The following is a 20,466-nucleotide window of genomic DNA, read 5'->3' on the forward strand; positions in this document are numbered from 1 at the left end:
CACGCGAATCCGGTCGACAAGGGTGCCTGTATGGTGACTGATCGGATTCCAGACCCAACCCTGGAGTTAATAATGTCCGTAACAATGCGCGAAATGCTGGAAGCCGGTGTCCACTTTGGTCACCAAACCCGTTTTTGGAATCCAAAAATGGCACCGTTCATCTTCGGCCATCGCAACAAGATCCACATCATCAACCTGGAAAAAACCATGGCGATGTACCAGGACGCAATGAAGCACGTGCGTCAACTGGCTGCAAACCGTGGCACCATCCTGATGGTTGGCACCAAGCGTCAAGCTCGCGAAATCATCGCTGCTGAAGCACAACGCGCTGGCGTGCCTTTCGTTGATCAACGTTGGTTGGGCGGCATGCTGACCAACTTCAAAACGATCAAAACCTCGATCAAGCGTCTGAAAGACATGGAAGTGATGATCGAAGACGGTTCGATCGAGAAGCTGTCGAAAAAAGAAGCGCTGATGTTCTCCCGCGAAATGATCAAGCTGCAAAAATCGATCGGCGGCATCAAGGACATGGGCGGCATTCCTGACGCAATCTTCGTCGTCGACGTCGGCTACCACAAAGGTGCGATCACCGAAGCAGCTAAACTGGGTATCCCGGTCATCGGCGTTGTCGATACCAACCACTCCCCAGAAGGCGTGAACTTCGTGATCCCAGGTAACGATGACTCCTCGAAAGCCATCATGTTGTACGCTCGCGGTGTTGCTGATGCAATCATCGAAGGCCGTGCAGCTGCCGGTAACGAAGTTGTTGAAATGGTTAAAGCAGCCGCTGGCGACGAATTCGTCGAAGTAAACGAACAGGCTTAATGGCCAGGCTATCGCAGGATAGCCGTTTGTAAGCACAGCAGTAAGGGAAAAGGGGTGGCAGCAGCTCCCCCTTTTTTTTAACAAAAAAACGATAGTGACCGCTGGCGAGGCATGCATGCCCGGCCGCGACTATCGACTCACCGAATCAGGAGAAACACATGGCAGCGATTACAGCAGCGATGGTAGGCGAATTGCGCGGCAAAACCGACGCACCAATGATGGAATGCAAAAAAGCACTGACCGAAGCCGAAGGCGACATGGCGCGTGCGGAAGAGATCCTGCGCGTCAAACTGGGCGGCAAGGCATCGAAAGCATCGGCACGCATTACCGCTGAAGGCGTCGTGGCAACTTACATCGCCAATGGCGTAGGCGCCCTGGTCGAAGTGAACTCGGAAACCGACTTTGTTGCGAAAAACGACGATTTCCTGGCACTGGCCAACAACGCTGCCCGTCTGGTAGCGGAACACAACCCGGCTGACGTCGCTGCCCTGCTGGCCCTGCCACTCGATGGCAAGACCCTGGAAGACGTGCGCGCTGCCCTGATCGGCAAAATCGGCGAAAACATGACCATCCGCCGCTTCCAGCGTTTCGAAACCAGTGCCAAGCTGGCTTCGTACCTGCACGGTTCGCGCATCGGCGTGATCGTCGAATTCGACGGCGCCGATGAGCAAGTCGGCAAAGACGTGGCCATGCACATCGCTGCCATGAAGCCAGTGTCGCTGTCGTCGAACGAAGTTCCTGCGGAACTGATCGAAAAAGAGCGTTCGGTTGCACAACTGAAAGCCGAAGAAGACGCAGCCAAAGCGGCCGCCGAAGGCAAGCCAGCGCAATCGCCGGAAATCCTGGCCAAGCGCCTGGAAGGTTCCGTACAGAAGTTCTTGAAAGAAGTTTCCCTGCTGAACCAAGCTTTCGTGAAAAACGACAAGCTGTCGGTTGAGCAAATGCTGAAGGCGGCTAACACCAGCGTCAAAGGTTTCGCCATGTACGTAGTGGGCGAGGGCATCGAGAAGAAGCAAGACGACTTCGCAGCAGAAGTCGCAGCACAGATGGCTGCCTCCCAGGGAGCGTAAGTAAAGCGGGCCGAGAGGCCCGTTTTTTTGGCCCGCCCGCACCTGTCGTGCCGGGCGGCGGCATGGGCAGCTTCCTCCCGCCTATCCGGCGCTGCAAGGCGCTGCGCCATGTCATACTCGAATAACCTCATTTATGGAGCCCCAGCTCATGTCAAAACCAGCCTACAAGCGCGTCCTCCTCAAGTTGTCCGGCGAAGCCCTGATGGGTGATGATCCCTACGGCATCAACCGCGCCACGATCGAGCGCATGGTGGCCGATGTGGCCGAGGTGGCAAAGTTGGGTGTGGAACTGGCAATCGTGATTGGCGGCGGCAATATCTTCCGCGGCGTCGCGCCTGGTGCGCAAGGCATGGACCGCGCCACCGCCGACTACATGGGCATGCTTGCCACGGTGATGAACGCCCTGGCCCTGGCCGATGCCATGCGCCACGTCGGCATCACCGCGCGCGTCATGTCGGCCATCGGCATCGAGCAAGTGGTCGAGCCGTACGTCCGCCCGAAAGCCCTGCAATACCTGGAAGAAGGTAAAGTGGTCGTCTTCGCCGCCGGTACCGGCAATCCGTTCTTCACCACCGACACGGCAGCCGCCCTGCGCGGTTCCGAGATCAGCGCCGAGATCGTCCTGAAGGCCACCAAGGTCGACGGCGTCTACACGGCCGATCCGAAGAAGGATCCGAACGCCACCCTGTTCCACACGATTACGTTCGACGACGCCATCGCCAAGCACCTGCAAGTGATGGATGCCACCGCATTCGCCCTGTGCCGCGACCAGAAACTGCCAATCAAAGTGTTTTCGATCACCAAGCCGGGCGCGCTGATGCGCGTCATCATGGGTGAAGATGAAGGCACGCTGGTTCACGTATAAGGGAAGCGGAGCGCCGAGAAACCGTTCATGGCTGCGTTGCAGCGCCTCGCCGTACAGTACTGTCTTCGGCGCTGCGCCTTGCCCTGACCGGTTTTCGGCACTCCCGACTGCGCGGGTTTGTTTGCTGAATCCGGCAAAGTAGAATATTCATTGTTATCAAGATTGGAGAGCAGCATGTCCTTAGCTGACGTTAAAAAGAACACCCAGGAACGCATGACGAAGTCGCTGGAAACACTGCGGGCCGACCTGGCCAAAGTGCGTACCGGCCGCGCCCATACGGGTATCCTGGACCACGTGATGGTCGATTACTACGGTTCGCCGACGGCGCTGACCCAGGTCGCCAACGTGACCCTGATCGACGCGCGCACCATCGGTGTGCAGCCATACGAAAAGAAGATGGCCAACACCATCGAAAAAGCCATCCGCGACGCCGACCTGGGTTTGAACCCGTCGGCACAGGGCGACCTGATCCGCGTTCCGACGCCGCCGCTGACGGAAGAGCGCCGCAAGGAAATGGTCAAGTTGGTCAAGAGCGAAGCGGAAGACGCGAAGATTGCCGTGCGTAACATTCGCCGCGATGCGAACGAGTCGCTGAAGAAACTGGTCAAGGAAAAAGCCTGCTCCGAGGACGATGAGCGCCGCTCGTCGGAAGAAGTGCAGAAGCTGACGGACAAGTTTATTGCCGACATCGACAAGATGGTGGTCGACAAAGAAAAAGAAGTGCTGACGGTCTAGTTTTCAGTTCTTTTGACGCTGCCCGGAAAAGCATGGCTTTTCCGGGCAGTGCTATTTGGCGCATAATAGCTATCTTTTATTTTTGGTATTCGTGTTTTCATGATCTATTCGAGTTCGACAACGGCAGTACCTGAGGTGGGCACGGTGCCGCGCCATGTGGCAATCATTATGGATGGCAATGGCCGCTGGGCAACCAAGCGCTTCCTGCCCCGCGTGGCTGGCCACGTCAAGGGCGCCGACGCCGTGCGCGGCATCGTCGAGACTTGCCTCGATCGCGGTGTCGAGTACCTGACCCTGTTTGCCTTCAGTTCGGAAAACTGGCGCCGCCCGGAAGAAGAGGTGTCGATGCTGATGCGCCTGTTCGTTACCATGCTGGAACGCGAAGTGGTCAAGATGCACGCCAATGATATCCGTCTGAAGGTCGTGGGCGACCTGTCGCGCTTCAATGAGCAGTTGCAAACCCTGATCGCCAATGCGGAACGCAAGACGGCGAACAACACGCGCCTGACGGTGTCCATCTGCGCCAATTACGGCGGCCGCTGGGATATCATGCAGGCAGTCAACAAAATGACGGCCGAGGCGGCAGCCAACGGCCAGAGCGCCGGGCACGCCTACACGGAAGAGCAACTGGCGCCGCACCTGGCCATGGCTTACGCGCCCGAGCCCGACCTGTTCATCCGCACGGGCGGCGAGCAGCGCATTTCCAATTTCCTCCTGTGGCAACTGGCGTACACTGAGTTGTTTTTCACCGAGACTTTCTGGCCCGACTTCAATGACGAGTGCCTCGACGCGGCAATCGCGTCTTACCAGCAGCGCGAACGGCGCTTTGGCCGTACCAGCGCGCAATTAACTGAAAAGACAAACTGATGCTGAAAACACGGATAATCACCGCCCTGGTCTTGTTGGCGGTCTTGCTGCCGGTTCTGTATCTGAATTACTTCCCCGCCTTCGCCGTGATCGCCACGGCGTTCTTCGGCGCCGCCATCTGGGAAAGCTTCCGCATTTTCAAAAATCGTCAGGCGCTCCTGATTGCCGCCATCTGGACTGCCGCCTTCGCTTATACGTTTTTTGTCGGCAACGGCATGGCGCAGCTCAATTTCTGGTTCGCCCTGTGCGTGGCCATCTGGCTGATCCGCTTCGTGCCTTCGCTGGCGACGGGCTTGCCGCCCACCGAAGGCCTGGGCAATACCTTGCTCAGCCTGGTGTATCCGGTGACCATCGTCGGCTGCTTCGTCGCCATCATCGCCCTGTTCCTGCATAGCCCTTTGTACCTGCTGTCCGTGATGGCCCTCGTGTGGATCGCCGATATCGGCGCGTATTTCTCGGGCAAGGCTTTCGGCAAGCGCAAGCTGGCGCCAAGTATTTCTCCTGGTAAATCCTGGGAAGGCGCCATCGGCGGCGGCATTGCCGTGCTCGTCATCGCCGCCATCACGATTTTCGCCGCGCCAGCGCTGCCGGTCTTGCAAGACACCTTTGCCGTGCAGCTGCAATTGCGCCGCGGCTGGCTGGTGGCCTTGCTGGTGCTGCTGCTGATCGTCGCCGCCAGCATCGTCGGCGACCTGTTCGAATCCCAATTGAAGCGCCGCGCCGGCATCAAGGACAGCAGCAACCTGCTGCCCGGCCATGGCGGTGTACTCGACCGTATCGACGCGTTGATCCCGGTCCTGCCATTTGCCGCCCTCGTGGCCAGCTGGCTTTAAGGAAACTCATGCAATACATCACCATCCTTGGCGCGACCGGTTCGATCGGCGTGTCCACCCTGGACGTGCTCGCGCGTCACCCGGAGCAATACAGCGTGTACGCGTTGAGCGCGCACAGCCGTGTGGCCGAACTGGCCGCCCAGTGCCTGCAATTCCGTCCCCAGCGCGCCGTCGTCGGCACGGCTGACTCCGCCCTTGAGCTGACGCGTTTGCTGCGCGGGCAGGGCGTCGATACGCAAGTCGAGTATGGCGTGGAGGCCCTGTGCGCCATCGCCAGCGCGCCGCAAGTGACGGGCGTGATGGCGGCCATCGTCGGCGCGGCCGGCCTGGCGCCGACCCTGGCGGCGGCCCGTGCTGGCAAGAAAGTATTGCTGGCCAACAAGGAAGCGCTGGTCATGTCCGGCCAGCTGTTCATCGATGCCGTGCATGACAACGGCGCCGTACTGCTGCCGATCGACAGCGAACATAACGCCATCTTCCAATGCATGCCGCATGCCCATGGCCGCGCGCCGGGCGCCGCGGGCGTGGCGAAAATCGTGCTGACGGCGTCAGGCGGCCCCTTCCTCACGCGCGACGTCGAGACGCTCGACACGGTCACGCCGGACCAGGCTTGCAAGCATCCGACCTGGGCCATGGGGCGCAAGATTTCCGTCGATTCGGCCACCATGATGAACAAGGGCCTGGAAGTGATCGAGGCGCACTGGCTGTTCGGCGCGCCGGCGGAGCAGATCGAAGTACTGATCCACCCGCAAAGCGTGATCCATTCGATGGTCTCGTACATCGACGGTTCCGTGCTGGCCCAGCTGGGCAATCCGGACATGCGCACGCCAATCGCGCATGCGCTGGCGTATCCACAGCGTATCAACTCTGGCGTGGCGCAGCTTGACTTGGCGCAAGTGGCCACCTTGCAGTTCGAACGTCCCGATTTCCGCCGCTTCCCCTGCCTGGCGCTGGCCTTCGACGCCCTGCGCGCGGGCGGCACGGCGCCGGCCTTGCTGAACGCGGCCAATGAAGTGGCCGTGCAAGCCTTCCTCGATGAACAGATCGGCTTCCGCCAGATCGACCGCGTCATCGCGCACGTGATCGAGACGGTGCCGCACGGCGCCGCCTCCAGCATCGAGGCCGTGATGGAGCAGGACCGCCTCGCCAGAGCGGCCGCGCACGCGTACATCGCCCACAGGCTGGCCGCATGACCCTGATTACCACCTTGCTGGCGTTCATCGTTGCGCTGGGCTCGCTGATCACCCTGCACGAGCTGGGCCACTACCTGGTGGCGCGCTGGTGCGGCGTAAAAGTGCTGCGTTTCTCGATCGGCATGGGAAAAGTGGTGTATTCGCGCAAGTTTGGCAAGGACCAGACGGAATGGGCGATTTCCGCGCTGCCGCTGGGCGGCTATGTCAGCATGCTCGACAGCCGCGCGCAAGACCTCAGCGACTTGCCGGAAAGCGAATTGCGCCGCGAATTCACGCGCCAGAGCGTGTGGCGCCGCATCGCCATCGTGGCCGCCGGCCCGCTGGCCAATTTCCTCGTCGCCATCGTGCTGTACGCGGGCCTGTTCATGCATGGCATCGAAGAGCCGTCGAGCAAGCTCGGTCCCGTGGCCGAGCAGACCGCCGCCTATGCGGCCGGCTTGCGCAGCGGCGATACGGTCGAAGCGGTGAATGGCAAGGCCGTGGCCAGCTGGTCCGAGCTGCGCTGGGAACTGATCCAGGCCACCCTCGACAAGCAGCCGGCGCGCATCGAAGTGCGCCGTCCCGACCGTGGCCAGCAGGAAGCGACCTTGCCGACGGCCAGCCTGACGGAAGCGGACCTGGAAGGCGACGTGCTGGGCAAGCTGGGCCTGACCCTGGCCCGTTCCGCGCCCACCTTGATGGAAATCATGCCCGATGGCGCCGCCGCGCGCGCCGGCCTGCAGAAAAACGACCAGATCCTGGCCATCGACGAACAGCCCGTGCACGACGTGGCGGCCGTCATCGCCACCCTGAGCCAGGCGCCGGGCCGGACCTTGCAATTGCAGCTCTTGCGCCAGGGTCAGGATCTGACCCTGTCCATTACGCCGGACGCCGTGCCGGGCGCCGGGGCAGAGGGAGCTGTAACAGTTGGTAAGATACAGGCAAAGCTGGGACAGGTGCCGGATATGATCACCGTGGCCTCCGGACCGTTCTCCGCCGTGGGCAAGGCGTCCGCCAAGGTCTGGGATACCAGTGTCATGAGCCTGAAAATGCTGGGCAAAATGATCACCGGCCAGGTCTCGCTGAAGAATGTGACGGGTCCCATTACCATCGCCGATTACGCTGGCCAGACGGCGCGCATCGGCCTGGTAAGCTACCTGAGCTTCATTGCCTTCATCAGTATCAGTCTGGGCGTGATGAATTTGCTACCCATTCCTGTTCTGGATGGCGGGCATTTGCTGTATTATTCGCTGGAAGTTTTGACCGGACGCCCCTTGCCGGAGCGCGTAGGCGAGATTGCCCAGCGCCTGGGGATCGGTTTGTTGCTGACCTTGATGGTGCTTGCCGTCTTTAATGACGTGTTGCGATTGCTGAATTAGGGCGGTGGTTGATGCCATTGCGTGAGTCGCACAAGCAATCTTTTGTGTATGTTGTCCATTGATTTACCCATTGAATAACCCCAATGAAATTACATTCTGCTCGTTTTGCCTTGCCTTCCTTTCGTCGCAGCCTGATCGGCGCCGCCGTCATGGCCATCTGTTCCGGCCACGCGCTGGCCGTCCAGCCATTTACTGTCAAGGACATCCGGGTCGAAGGGATCCAGCGTACCGAAGCGGGCACCGTCTTTGCCTACCTGCCGGTGCGGGTCGGCGAAACGTTCTCCGACGAGAAGAGCGTTGCCGCCATCAAGGCCCTGTATGCGACGGGCATGTTCAAGGATGTGCGCCTGGAAGCCGAGGGCGACGTGCTGGTGGTGCTGGTCGAGGAACGTCCGGCCATCGCTTCCGTGGCATTTACGGGTACCAAGGAATTTGAAAAGGATGTGCTGGTCAAGGCATTGAAGGAAATCGGCGTGGGCGAAGCCAAGATTTTCGACAAGGCATCCGTTGACCGCGCGGAACAGGAACTCAAGCGCCAGTACCTGTCGCATGGCCTGTACGGCGTGAAGATCACCACCACCGTCACGCCGATCGAGCGCAACCGCGTCAACGTGGTGTTCGCCGTCGACGAGGGCGACGTGGCCCGCATCAAGCAGATCAACATCGTTGGCAACAAGGCCTTCACCGACAAGGAACTGCGCGAGCAGCTGGCCCTGAACACGGGCGGCTGGTTCAGCTGGTACACCAAGGCCGATCAATATTCGAAGACCAAGCTGACGGGCGACATCGAGTCGCTCAAGTCCTACTACCTGGACCGCGGCTATATCGAGATGCAGGTCGACTCGACGCAAGTGTCGATCACGCCCGATAAAAAAGACATTTACCTGACGATCAATATCACCGAAGGTGAAAAGTACAAGATCGCCGGCACCAAGTTCGAAGGCGAGATGTTTGGCCGCGAAGAAGAGCTGAAAGCCCTGAACCTGATGCGCGAAGGCGAAATCTATTCGGGCGCGCGCCTGACGGCGACGAACAAGCGCATCCAGGACCGCCTGGCCACGTTCGGCTACGCGTTTGCCAACGTCAACGCCAATCCGGAAATCAACCGTGAAAAGCATGAAGTCGGTTTCACTTTCTTCATCGATCCGGGCAAGCGCGTCTACGTGCGCCACATGAATATCGCCGGCAATACCACCACGCGCGATGAAGTCATCCGCCGCGAATTCCGCCAGTTCGAATCGTCCTGGTATGACAGCAACAAGATCAAGCTGTCGCGCGACCGTGTCGACCGTCTGGGCTACTTCAAGGACGTGACCATCGACACGCCGGAAGCGCAGGGCACGACCGACCAGGTCGACGTCAACGTGACGGTGGTGGAAAAACCAACGGGTAACTTCCTGATCGGCGGCGCTTTCTCGCAGTCGGAAAAATTCACCCTGTCGGCGTCGATTTCGCAGGCCAACTTTGCCGGTAGCGGCAACACGGTCGGCATTGAACTCAATACCAGCCATTACAGCCGCACGATTGCGTTTTCGCAAACCAATCCGTACTTCACGGACGACGGCATTTCGCGCAGCTTTGAAGTCTACCTGCGGACGACGGAACCGCCAGCGCTGAACATCGGCAGCTACAAGATCAAGCAAACCGGTGGCCGCGTCAGTTTCGGCGTGCCGTTCTCCGAAGTCGACACCGTCTTCTTCGGTATCGGCGCCGAGCGCTCGCGCATCGAAACCGACGTCACCAGCCCGGTCCGCTTCAAGCAGTACGTGATCGACAATGGCGGCCCGTCGGACGGTATCGGTTCGGCTACCACGAATTCCATCCCGCTGACGGCGGCATGGCAGCGCGACAGCCGCGACAGCGCCCTGACGCCATCGATCGGCCGCTACCAGCGCATCAACTTGGAGGCTGACCTGATCGGCGACCAGAAATACTTCCGTGCCATCTACGAGCACCAGTATTTCCGTCCGCTGTTCAGCAAGGTCACCCTGGCGCTGAAGGGCGAGATCGATTACGGCCACGGTATCGGCAATCACGTGTACCCCGTCTTCAAGAACTTCTACGGCGGCGGTATCGGTTCGGTGCGCGGCTACCTGAGTTCTTCGCTGGGCGCGGTTGAACCGAGCACCAACGATGCATTGGGCGGCGCTTCGCGCCTGATCGGTAACGCGGAACTGCAGATGCCATTCCCCGGTTCGGGCAATGACCGCAGTCTGCGCTGGTTCGGTTTCCTTGACGGCGGCCAGGTCTATCAGGAAGGCGAAAAAATGCGGATCTCGCAATTGCGCTATTCTGCTGGCTTGGGCATCAGCTGGATTTCACCGGTGGGCCCGCTCAAGCTGAGCTATGCCAAGCCGCTGAACGCCAAGCCGACGGACCGCCTGGAGCGCTTCCAGTTCCAGATGGGCACCGGTTTCTAACCGGCCATCTGAAACGGGGCGACAGCTTTTACTTTTTGACCATGGAGTATCATGAACACCGCATCCGCCACCCTGCCCAAGTCCCTTGCCATGATTGCATTGTGCTGGAGTTCGCTGTTGCCGGTGCAGGCGCAGGCTCAGGAGTCGAAGATCGCCTGGATCAGCAGCGAACGTATTTATAACGAATCGAGGCTGGCCAAGCTGGCCAGCGCCAAGCTGGCCGAAGAGTTCCGCTCGCGTGAAAAAGCCGTGCAGGAACTGGCCAGCCGCTTCAAGGTCGCCAACGAAGCCCTGGAAAAGGACATGCCGACCCTGAGCGAGGCGGAGCGCGCCAAGCGCCAGCGCGAGTTTTTCGAGCTGGACAAGGAGCTGCAACGTCGCCAGCGCGAGTTCCGCGAAGACCTGAGCCAGCGCACGAACGAAGAGCGCAGCGCCATCGCGGAAAAAGCCAACACCATCATCCAGCAGATGGCGCATATCGAAGGATATGACATCGTGCTGCAGGAAGCCCTGTGGGCCAGCCCGCGCATCGACATCACCGACAAGGTCTTGAAGGCGCTGGACAAGTAATCGAAACGGTTTCAAGCCTGCCAGTGCATGCTCTGCGTGCACTGGCAGGCGTATTTATAAAGGTAATCAGATGGGCACTCGACTAGGAGAATTGGTCGAACGCTTCGGCGGGCAATTGGCGGGCGATCCCAACCTGGAAGTCACAGGTATCGCACCGCTGGCCGACGCCGGCGCTTCGCACATCAGCTTTCTCAGCAATAGCAAATTCCGCGCACAGGCGGCCAGCAGCGGCGCTGCCGCGCTGATCCTCACGCCGGCCGACGACGCGCTGATCGGCGACGAGTACGCGGGCGCGCGCATCGTCACACCGAATCCCTATGTGTATTTCGCGCGTGCGGCGCAGTATTTCGCCGCCTTGCACGAGATCAAGGCCCCGGTCGGCATCCACCCGGGCGCCTTTGTCGACGCCAGCGCGCAGGTTGACGCCAGCGCCTCCGTCGGCGTGCATGCGGTGATCGAAGCGGGCGCCGTGATCGGTGCCGGCTGCGTCATCGGGCCTGGCTGCGTGGTGGGGCGCGACGCCGTCATCGGCGCAGGCACGCAACTGCTGGCCAACGTGACCTTCCATGCGCGCTGCGTGATCGGCCAGCGCGGCATCATCCATTCGGGCGCCGTGATCGGCACCGACGGATTCGGCTTCGCCAACGAAGGCGGCGTGTATATCAAGATTCCGCAGACGGGCAGGGTGGTGGTCGGTGACGATGTCGATATCGGCGCCAACACCACCATCGACCGCGGCGCACTGGCCGACACCATCATCGAAGATGGCGTCAAGCTCGATAACCAGATCCAGATCGGCCACAACTGCCATATCGGCGCACACACGGCCATGGCCGGCTGCGTCGGCGTGGCTGGCAGCGCCATCATCGGCAAGTACTGCACCTTTGGCGGCGCCGCCATGGTGCTGGGTCACCTGACCATTGCCGACCGCGTCCACGTGGGCTCGGGCAGCATGGTCTCGCGTTCGATCGCGGAGCCGGGCCAGTACACGGGTTTTTATCCGCTGGCCAAGAACGCCGACTGGGAAAAGAGCGCCGCCATCGTGCGCAACCTGTCAAGCATGCGCGAGAAGATCCGCGCGCTTGAAAAAACAATTAAAACACTGACCACGCAAGACGAAAAATGACTACTGAAAAAAAGACACTCGACATCCTGGCCATCAAATCGCTGCTGCCGCACCGCTATCCGCTGCTGCTGGTTGACCGCGTGCTGGACTGGGAAGCGAACAAAACCATCACCGCTATCAAGAACGTGACGGTCAACGAAGAGTTCTTCCAGGGCCATTTCCCGCACAAACCAGTCATGCCCGGCGTGCTGATGATCGAAGCGCTGGCGCAAACGGCGGCCTTGCTGTCGTTCCTGTCGATGGGCGTGAAACCGGACGAAAATTCGGTGGTGTACTTCGTCGGCATCGACAATGCGCGCTTCAAGCGTCCTGTCGAACCGGGCGACCAGCTGAAAATGGATGTGGAAATCCTGCGCGTCTCGCGCGGCATCTGGAAATACAAGGCAGTCGGCTCCGTCGACGGCAAGGTGGCGCTGGAAGCGGAACTGATGTGCACCATCCGCAGCGCGCAGGATGCGAGCCAGTCTGCGAGCCAGCCAGCGGGGCAGTAATATGGCGGCCATCCACTCCACGGCAGTGATCGACCCGAAGGCCGAGCTCGACAGCTCGGTCGAGGTGGGTCCGTATACCATCATCGGTCCGCACGTGCGCATCGGCGCCGGCACCAAGGTCGGCCCGCACGTGGTCATCGACGGCCACACGACGATTGGCAGCGACAACCACCTGTTCCAGTTTTCTTCCATCGGCGCGCAGCCGCAGGATAAAAAATGGGCGGGCGAGGCGACGCGCCTGGAAATCGGCGACCGCAACACCATCCGCGAATTCTGCACCTTCAACACGGGTACCGTGCAGGGCGGTGGCGTGACGCGCCTGGGCAACGACAACTGGATTTCGGCATACGTGCACCTGGCGCACGACTGCCTGGTGGGCAACAACACCATCTTTTCGAACAACGCCCAGCTGGCGGGCCACGTGGAGATCGGCGACTGGGTCATCATGAGCGGCTTCGCCAATGTGCACCAGTTCTGCAAGATCGGCGCGCACGCCTTTGTCGGCATGAGCACCAGCCTGACGCAGGACGTGCCGCCTTTTGTGCTGTTGAACGGCAATCCGGCGCAGGCGCATGGCGTCAATATCGAGGGATTGAAACGCCGCGGCTTTACGCGCGAGCAGATCAACGGCATCCGCACCGCGTATAAAATCATCTACCGCTCGGGACTGACCCTGGAAGAATCGAAGGCAGCCCTGTTCGAAGAAGAAGCGGCGTCGTCGCCCGAGGTGGCGCAACACATTCGCGCCATGCGCGAATTCCTTGGCGTGGCCTCGCGTGGCATCGTCCGCTGACCAGGCCAGCGGCCTCGCTGTCGCCAACGTCGCCATCGTCGCCGGCGAGGTGTCGGGCGACCTGCTGGCCAGCCGGCTGCTGTCCGGCCTCGTGCCGCAGCTGCCCGGCACGCGCTTCCACGGCATCGGCGGCGAGCACATGGCCAAGCAGGGCTTTATTTCCGACTGGCCGCTCGACAAGCTGACGGTACGGGGCCTGTTCGAAATCATTCCCCGCTACCGCGAAATCAAGGGCATCCAGAACGCGCTGCGCGACCAGTTGCTGGCCGAGCGTCCCGCCGTCTTCATCGGCGCCGACTATCCCGGCTTCAACCTGGGGCTGGAACAGCAGCTCAAGGAAGGCGGCATCCCCACCGTGCACTACATCGGGCCGCAGATCTGGGCCTGGCGCGGTGGCCGCATCAAGAAAATCATCAAGGCCGTCTCGCACATGCTGGTGATCTTCCCGTTCGAGGAAGAGATCTACCGCAAGGCAGGCGTGCCCGTCACCTATGTCGGCCATCCGCTGGCCGAAATGATCCCCTTGCAGCCCGACGAAGCGGCCGCGCGCCGCACCCTGGGCTTGCCGGACGACGCGAACGTCGTGACCCTGATGCCAGGCAGCCGCATGGGCGAGCTCAAATACAATACGGTGGCGTTCGTGGCTGCCTGCAAGCTGCTGCTGGCGCGCGACCGCTCCCTGCGTTTCGTCGCGCCCATGGCCGGTGAAAAACAGCGCCAGTACTTTTTGCAGCTGATCCGCGAAGCGGGCCTGCAGGACGTCGAGATACTGCTGACGGATGGCGGCTCGCATACGGCCATCTGCGCCGCCGATGCGGTGCTGGTGGCGTCCGGCACGGCCTCGCTGGAAGTAGCGTTGTACAAGAAACCCATGGTCATCGCCTACAAGATGATGCGGGCGTCGTGGGAAATCATGCGCCACATGGGTTACCAGCCGTGGATCGGTTTGCCGAATATCCTGGCGCGCGACTACCTGGTGCCCGAACTGCTGCAAAACGCGGCCAGCCCGGAAGCGCTGGCCGAGGCCATGTGGCAGCAGCTGAGCGACGTGCCGGGTCGCCTGCGCCTGGTGCAGCGCTTCACGGACATGCACCACAGCCTGCTGCGCGACAGCGCGCGCGAAAGCGCCAACGCCGTCATGCAAGTCATCGACGCCAACCGCAAGTAACTCCCGATCACCGCTTCAACTGCAGTACCAACCAAAGATTCAACGTGAAAAATATCTATCCCGGCCTGTTTGACGACTTGCCATTCTCGCTCGATGAAATCATCTGCGGCGTCGACGAAGCAGGTCGCGGTCCGCTGGCAGGCCCCGTATTTGCTGCAGCCGTGATCCTCGACCCGAACCAGCCCATCGACGGCTTGCGCGATTCGAAAAAGCTCACCGAAGCCAGGCGCGACTTGCTGGCGCCGCAGATCAAGGCCAAGGCCCTGGCCTGGGCCATTGCCGAAGCGTCGGAAGAGGAAATCGACCGCCTGAACATCCTGCAGGCATCGATGCTGGCCATGCGCCGTGCCGTCGAGGCCTTGGCGACCGTGCCGACCCTGGCCCTGATCGATGGCAACCGCTGCCCCGTGATGCCGGTACGCGGCATGGCCATTATCGGCGGCGACGACAAGGTCGATTCGATTTCCGCCGCCTCCATCCTGGCCAAGACGGCGCGTGACGCGGCCCTCGTGCACCTGCATGCGGCCTATCCCGAGTACTGCTTTGACCAGCACAAGGGCTATGGCACCAAGCTGCACCTGGAGCGGCTGCACCTGCACGGCGCCTCGCCCGTGCACCGCCGTTCGTTCGCGCCCGTGCGCAACGTCATTGCGCTGTTCGGCGCGCAGGAGGTGGTGGCATGAAGACGATCACTTCGCGCGACAATGCGCAATACAAGGACTTGCTGAAGCTGGCGGGCAGTTCGCAGGCGCGCCGCAAGTCGGGCCGCACCCTGCTCGATGGCGTGCACCTGTGCCAGTCCTACCTGCAGCTGCGCGGCATGCCGGAACAATGCATCGTCAGCGAAAGCGCCTTGCAGAACCCGGAAGTGGCGGACATCGTCGGCCAGCTGGAAAGCCAGCGCGCGCACGTATTGGGCTTGCCCGACGCGCTGTACAACGCGGTCAGCCAGGTGGAACACGGCGTGGGCGTGATGTTCCTCATCGAGACGCCGGAACGGGCCGTCACGCAGCCCCTGAGCGTGTCGGCCGTGCTGCTCGATAACCTGCAAGACCCGGGCAACGTGGGGTCCATCCTGCGCAGCGCGGCCGCCGCCGGCATCACGCAGGTGTACTGCAGCGCCGGCACGGCTTTCTGCTGGTCGCCGAAGGTGCTGCGCGCGGCGATGGGCGCGCACTTCGTGCTCGACATCTTTGAAAACGTCGACCTGGCCGCACTGGTCTCCGGCGCGAAGGTGGCGACCCTGGCCACCAGCGGCTATGCCACGCAGCGCTTGTACGACGTCGACCTGCGCCAGCCCGTGGCCTGGCTGTTCGGCCATGAAGGGCAGGGCGTGGCCGACGATCTGCTGTCGATGGCGACGCACCAGGTGGTCATTCCCCACCTGGGCCAGATCGAATCGCTGAACGTGGCCGCCTGCGCCGCCGTCTGCTTCTTCGAGCAGCTGCGCCAGGGCCAGGCCTGAACAGGGTAGCCATGTCTTTCCCCCTGCTTGCCGACGGTGCCGCACGTGACGAAGCCTGGTGGCGCCAGGTGGCCGCCTTGTATCCCGCGCCGCTGGACGCCATCGTCAATCTCGAACACGGCTATTTCGGCGCCATGGCCGCGCCCGTGCAAGCGGCCTTCGAGCAGGCCGTGCGCTACACCAATGAACAGCTGAGTCCTTTCGTGCGCGGCGAATTCACGCGCACGCATGTGGATATCCTGCGCCAGCGCGTCGCGGAACTGATCCATGCCGAACCGCACGAAATCCTGCTGACCCGTAGCGGCACCGAGTCCATGCAGGTGCTGATCACGCAATACCACGGCCTGGCGCCCGGCGATACGGTGCTGTGGAGTAATCTCGACTATCCGGCCATGCGCACGGCCATGCGCTGGCTCGCGCAGCGCCGTGGCGTCACCAGCACGCAAGTCACATTGCGCTTGCCCATCAGCGATGACGAGATCGTCGCCCGTTACGCGCAAGCCATGCGCCAGGCCGTCCAGCCCAAATTGCTGCTGCTGTCGCAGGTGACACCGGCCAACGGCCAGCAACTGCCGGTGCGGGAGATCATGGCGCTGGCGCGCGAGCATGGTATCGACGTGCTGCTCGACAGCGCCCATGCGCTGGGGCAGGTCGACGTGGACGTGCAGGCCATGGGCGTCGATTTCGCCGGTTTCAATCTGCACAAATGGCTGGGGGCGCCGGCGGGACTGGGTGTCGTGTATATCCGCGCCTCGCAGCTGCACAAGATCGAGCCGCATTTGGGCGACGAGGATTATCCGTTGGATGATATCCGCGGCCGGCTGCACATGGGCATGCCGCCGATCGGCGCCATCCTGGCCGCGCCTGCCGCATTGGATTTTCATGCGCACCTGGGCGGTACGCCGGCCAAGATGGAGCGCCTGGCCTGGCTGCGCGATTACTGGGTCAGCCGCTCCGCGCAACTGCCCGGCGTGCGCATGTTGTCGCCGCTTGATGCGAAACGGGGCACGGCACTGGTGGCGTTTGCCGTCGACGGCATGAGCGCGCGCCAGTTGCAGCAAGCCTTGCTGCAGCGCTTTGGCATCTTCACGGTGGAGCGCAATATCGGCGATACCGACATCGTGCGCGCCACGGTGGCCATCACGACGCAGACCAGTGAACTCGATCAGCTGGTCGCCGCGCTGACGGTGCTGTCCAGAGAAACGGACACCTGACAAAACCGACGCGCAGCAGGTTTGCTCAGGTGTTCTCAGTATTCGCGGCGGTTCGGCTTGATCTCTTGCAGGATCGTCGTGGAGATCTCTTCGATCGACTTGGTGGTCGACGACAGCCAGCGGATACCCTCGCGTTTCATCATTTTTTCCGCCTCGTTGACCTCGTAACGGCAGTTTTCGATGGCCGCATACTTGCTTCCAGCGCGTCTTTCGTTGCGTATTTCCGACAAACGTTCGGGCGTAATGCTTAATCCGAAAATTTTATTCTTAAATTCCAGCAAGGCCGATGGCAGCTTGTCGCGCTCGAAATCGTCGGGGATCAGCGGATAATTGGCCGCCTTGATGCCGTATTGCATGGCCAGGTACAGGCTGGTCGGGGTCTTGCCAGAGCGCGAAACACCCACCAGAATGACATCGGCCGAGGACAGGTTCTTGTGCGACTGGCCATCGTCGTGCGCCAGCGAATAGTTGATCGCCTCGATGCGGTTCTTGTATTCCTCGCTGTCGACGATGTTGTGCGAGCGCCCGATGGTATGGGTCGACATCACGCCCAGTTCCTGCTCCAGCGGGGCGACAAAGGTCTGGATCAGGTCCATGTGCATGCCGCTGGACTTGCGGATCACGGCCGACAGGTCGTTCTTCACCAGGGTCGAGAAAATGATCGGGCGCTGCCCATCGGTGGCGAAGGCTTCGTTGATCTTGCGCGCCGCCTCGTAGGCCTTGTCCATGGTATCGATGAAGGGCAGGCGGATCTGGCGGAAGCGCAGATCGAACTGCGTCAGCACCGAGTGGCCGAACGTCTCGGCGGTGATGCCGGTGCCGTCGGAAACGAAGAAGACGGTGCGGGCCGCGGAGGGCAGAGGAGGGCGTGGTTCTTGTGTCATGGGTTTTCGGATCAAGATTGTGCGTCGTCAATTTGCGCCGCACAAGGTAAAATGGCTGCAACGGTATGATTGTGCTGCACGACGCCAAGAATAACAAGAAGACTGTCTGTGCGCCGCGCGTAAAGATTTCTATCATCAGTAAGGGTGTCATTATGACCAACGCAGTATCGCAACAGCAGGAAGACAAGGACGCGGTGTATGTTGCCTCGTTCGAGCATTTGCGCATGACGGATGTCGAATCCGTCGGCGGCAAGAACGCCTCCCTGGGCGAAATGATCAGCCAACTGGCTGAAGCCGGCGTGCGCGTGCCCGGTGGCTTTGCCACCACGGCGCAGGCATTCCGCGATTTCCTGTCATATAGCGCCAACGGCGGCTTGCCGCTGGCCGAACGCATCGCTCAGCGCCTCGAAGGGCTGAACATCGATGACGTGCGCTCGCTGGCGCAAGCCGGCGCCGAGATCCGTCAATGGATCGTGGAAACGCCATTCCAGCCACGCCTGGCCGCCGAAATCGACCAATTCTACGCCAAGCTGGTGGCCGATTCCGATACCGAAATGTCGTTTGCCGTGCGTTCCTCGGCCACGGCGGAAGACTTGCCGGACGCGTCTTTTGCTGGTCAGCAAGAAACCTTCCTGAACGTGGTCGGCATCGACAACGTGCTCGAGGCCATGAAGCAGGTGTTCGCGTCGCTGTACAACGACCGCGCCATCTCGTACCGCGTGCACAAGGGCTTTACGCACGCTGAAGTGGCCTTGTCGGCCGGCGTGCAGCGCATGGTGCGCTCCGACCTGGGCGCCGCCGGCGTGATGTTTACCATCGATACCGAATCGGGCTTCAAGGACGTGGTCTTCGTCACTTCCAGCTATGGCCTGGGCGAAACCGTGGTGCAGGGCGCCGTCAATCCCGACGAATTCTATGTACACAAGCCGATGCTGGAAAAAGGCAAGTCGCCTGTGATCCGCCGCAATATCGGCTCGAAACTGCTGAAGATGGAATTCACGAATGAAGCGAAAGCCGGCCGTTCCGTGAAAACCGTCGACGTGCCCGTCGAAATGCGCAACCGCTACTCGCTGAACGACAGCGAAGTGGTAGAACTGGCCAAATACGCCGTCATCATCGAAAACCACTACGGCCGTCCGATGGACATCGAGTGGGGCAAGGATGGCCGCGACGGCAAGCTGTACATCCTGCAAGCGCGTCCTGAAACCGTCAAGTCGCAGCAAAAGGCGACCGACGTGCAAGAGCGCTTCAAGCTGAAAAGCACCGGCACCGTGCTGACCTCCGGCCGCGCCATCGGCCAGAAGATCGGCGCCGGCCCCGTGCGCGTGATTCACGACCCGGCCGACATGGAACGCGTGCAGCCAGGCGACGTACTCGTTGCCGACATGACGGACCCGAACTGGGAACCGGTCATGAAGCGCGCTTCGGCCATCGTCACCAACCGTGGCGGTCGCACTTGCCACGCGGCAATTATCGCGCGTGAGCTGGGCGTGCCTGCCGTCGTCGGCTGCGGCAACGCCACCGACGTGCTGAAAGACGGCACCTTTGTCACCGTGGTGTGCTCCGAAGGCGACGAAGGCAAGATCTACGATGGCTTGCTGGAAACGGAAGTGTCGGAAGTGTCGCGCGGCGAATTGCCGAAGCTCGACACCAAGATCATGCTCAACGTGGGCAATCCGCAACTGGCGTTCGACTTCCAGTCCGTGCCGAATGCCGGCGTGGGCCTGGCGCGCCTGGAATTCATCATCAATAACAATATTGGTGTGCATCCGCGCGCGATCCTGGAATACCCGAACATCGACGCCGACCTGAAAAAGGCCGTGGAATCGGTGGCGCGTGGCCACGCTTCGCCAAAAGCGTTCTACATCGACAAGCTGGCCGAAGGCATCGCCACCATCGCCGCCGCGTTCTGGCCGAAAAAAGTCATCGTGCGCCTGTCCGACTTCAAGTCGAACGAGTACAAGAAGCTGATCGGCGGTTCGCGCTACGAGCCGGACGAAGAAAACCCGATGCTGGGCTTCCGCGGCGCGGCGCGCTACCTGTCGGCCGACTTCTCCGAAGCGTTCAACATGGAATGCGAAGCGATGAAGCGCGTGCGCAATGACATGGGCCTGACGAACGTGGAAATCATGGTGCCCTTCGTGCGCACCCTGGGCCAGGCCGAGAAAGTCATCGACTTGCTGGCGAAGAATGGCTTGAAGCGCGGCGAGAACGACTTGCGCGTCATCATGATGTGCGAAGTGCCGTCGAACGCCATCCTGGCCGACCAGTTCCTCGACCATTTCGACGGCTTCTCGATCGGTTCGAACGACCTGACCCAGCTGACCCTGGGCCTGGACCGCGATTCCGGCATGGAATTGCTGGCCGCCGACTTCGACGAGCGCGATCCTGCCGTGAAAGCCCTGCTGGCCCTGGCCATCAAGGCTTGCCTGGCACGCGGCAAGTACATCGGCATTTGCGGCCAGGGTCCTTCCGACCATCCGGACTTCGCCGTCTGGCTGATGGAGCAGGGCATCGAATCGATGTCGCTGAACCCGGACTCGGTGATCGATACCTGGCAAAAGCTCGCTGCGCTGAAAGCGTAAGCGT

Annotated in this window: 19 protein-coding genes; 18 read left to right on the forward strand and 1 reads right to left on the reverse strand. The window is 61.3% G+C overall.

The features are described from left to right. The first annotated feature begins 72 nt into the window (after positions 1-72). The 17 genes from rpsB to O3301_RS00750 all read left to right on the forward strand — a co-directional run bounded on the left by rpsB (position 73) and on the right by O3301_RS00750 (position 16,993). On the forward strand, positions 73-825 hold the full coding sequence (gene rpsB / locus O3301_RS00670) for a 30S ribosomal protein S2 (RefSeq protein ID WP_010397614.1): 753 nt from the start codon (positions 73-75) through the stop codon (positions 823-825). Positions 826-983: 158 nt separating this feature from the next. Beyond that, positions 984-1,895 (forward strand): translation elongation factor Ts, encoded by a 912-nt coding sequence (tsf, locus tag O3301_RS00675; RefSeq protein ID WP_034752260.1) that lies wholly within the window; start codon positions 984-986, stop codon positions 1,893-1,895. 148 nt (positions 1,896-2,043) lie between these two features. After that, positions 2,044-2,760 carry a UMP kinase gene (gene pyrH, locus O3301_RS00680; RefSeq protein WP_034752258.1) on the forward strand — a complete coding sequence of 239 codons (717 nt, stop codon included), beginning with the start codon at positions 2,044-2,046 and terminating at the stop codon, positions 2,758-2,760. 174 nt (positions 2,761-2,934) lie between these two features. Then, the gene (gene frr / locus O3301_RS00685) at positions 2,935-3,495 is read left to right on the forward strand and encodes a ribosome recycling factor (protein WP_034784152.1); all 561 of its coding nucleotides are present in this window, start codon (positions 2,935-2,937) and stop codon (positions 3,493-3,495) included. 99 nt (positions 3,496-3,594) lie between these two features. After that, positions 3,595-4,362: a polyprenyl diphosphate synthase gene (gene uppS, locus O3301_RS00690; RefSeq protein WP_099664331.1), complete on the forward strand. Its 768-nt coding sequence runs from the start codon at positions 3,595-3,597 to the stop codon at positions 4,360-4,362. After that, entirely contained in the window at positions 4,362-5,195 is an 834-nt protein-coding gene (locus O3301_RS00695) for a phosphatidate cytidylyltransferase (RefSeq protein ID WP_251349122.1), read from the forward strand. Before uppS ends, O3301_RS00695 begins: the two co-directional genes overlap by 1 nt. 8 nt (positions 5,196-5,203) lie before the next feature. Beyond that, entirely contained in the window at positions 5,204-6,388 is a 1,185-nt protein-coding gene (ispC, locus tag O3301_RS00700) for a 1-deoxy-D-xylulose-5-phosphate reductoisomerase (protein ID WP_305055186.1), read from the forward strand. Further along, positions 6,385-7,746 carry an RIP metalloprotease RseP gene (gene rseP, locus O3301_RS00705; RefSeq protein ID WP_099664328.1) on the forward strand — a complete coding sequence of 454 codons (1,362 nt, stop codon included), beginning with the start codon at positions 6,385-6,387 and terminating at the stop codon, positions 7,744-7,746. The genes ispC and rseP overlap by 4 nt, the downstream gene beginning before the upstream one ends. 83 nt (positions 7,747-7,829) lie before the next feature. Next, on the forward strand, positions 7,830-10,166 hold the full coding sequence (gene bamA, locus O3301_RS00710; protein WP_305055187.1) for an outer membrane protein assembly factor BamA: 2,337 nt from the start codon (positions 7,830-7,832) through the stop codon (positions 10,164-10,166). Between the two features lie 51 nt (positions 10,167-10,217). Further along, on the forward strand, positions 10,218-10,736 hold the full coding sequence (locus O3301_RS00715) for an OmpH family outer membrane protein (RefSeq protein ID WP_099379860.1): 519 nt from the start codon (positions 10,218-10,220) through the stop codon (positions 10,734-10,736). Positions 10,737-10,806: 70 nt separating this feature from the next. Continuing rightward, positions 10,807-11,862, forward strand: coding sequence for a UDP-3-O-(3-hydroxymyristoyl)glucosamine N-acyltransferase (gene lpxD / locus O3301_RS00720; RefSeq protein WP_305055188.1), 1,056 nt, complete (start codon positions 10,807-10,809; stop codon positions 11,860-11,862). Continuing rightward, on the forward strand, positions 11,859-12,353 hold the full coding sequence (gene fabZ / locus O3301_RS00725; protein ID WP_071077748.1) for a 3-hydroxyacyl-ACP dehydratase FabZ: 495 nt from the start codon (positions 11,859-11,861) through the stop codon (positions 12,351-12,353). Before lpxD ends, fabZ begins: the two co-directional genes overlap by 4 nt. Position 12,354: 1 nt before the next feature. Then, positions 12,355-13,146 carry an acyl-ACP--UDP-N-acetylglucosamine O-acyltransferase gene (gene lpxA, locus O3301_RS00730; RefSeq protein WP_305055189.1) on the forward strand — a complete coding sequence of 264 codons (792 nt, stop codon included), beginning with the start codon at positions 12,355-12,357 and terminating at the stop codon, positions 13,144-13,146. After that, positions 13,130-14,314: a lipid-A-disaccharide synthase gene (gene lpxB, locus O3301_RS00735; protein ID WP_305055190.1), complete on the forward strand. Its 1,185-nt coding sequence runs from the start codon at positions 13,130-13,132 to the stop codon at positions 14,312-14,314. Before lpxA ends, lpxB begins: the two co-directional genes overlap by 17 nt. Before the next feature lie 44 nt (positions 14,315-14,358). Next, entirely contained in the window at positions 14,359-14,997 is a 639-nt protein-coding gene (gene rnhB, locus O3301_RS00740; protein ID WP_305055191.1) for a ribonuclease HII, read from the forward strand. Continuing rightward, positions 14,994-15,779 carry an RNA methyltransferase gene (locus O3301_RS00745; RefSeq protein WP_305055192.1) on the forward strand — a complete coding sequence of 262 codons (786 nt, stop codon included), beginning with the start codon at positions 14,994-14,996 and terminating at the stop codon, positions 15,777-15,779. The genes rnhB and O3301_RS00745 overlap by 4 nt, the downstream gene beginning before the upstream one ends. An 11-nt stretch (positions 15,780-15,790) precedes the next feature. Then, positions 15,791-16,993, forward strand: coding sequence for an aminotransferase class V-fold PLP-dependent enzyme (locus tag O3301_RS00750; protein WP_305055193.1), 1,203 nt, complete (start codon positions 15,791-15,793; stop codon positions 16,991-16,993). Positions 16,994-17,028: 35 nt separating this feature from the next. Here O3301_RS00750 and O3301_RS00755 read toward each other — a convergent pair whose 3' ends face one another. Then, complete coding sequence (locus tag O3301_RS00755; RefSeq protein ID WP_035818186.1) at positions 17,029-17,877, reverse strand: pyruvate, water dikinase regulatory protein; 849 nt, start codon at positions 17,875-17,877, stop codon at positions 17,029-17,031. Between the two features lie 152 nt (positions 17,878-18,029). Between O3301_RS00755 and ppsA the strand changes: the two genes are divergently transcribed. Continuing rightward, positions 18,030-20,462, forward strand: coding sequence for a phosphoenolpyruvate synthase (gene ppsA, locus O3301_RS00760; RefSeq protein ID WP_077409088.1), 2,433 nt, complete (start codon positions 18,030-18,032; stop codon positions 20,460-20,462). The last annotated feature ends 4 nt before the right edge of the window (positions 20,463-20,466 follow it).

It is taken from the genome of Janthinobacterium sp. SUN211, assembly GCF_030587315.1.
GTDB classification, from domain to species: domain Bacteria; phylum Pseudomonadota; class Gammaproteobacteria; order Burkholderiales; family Burkholderiaceae_D; genus Janthinobacterium; species Janthinobacterium kumbetense.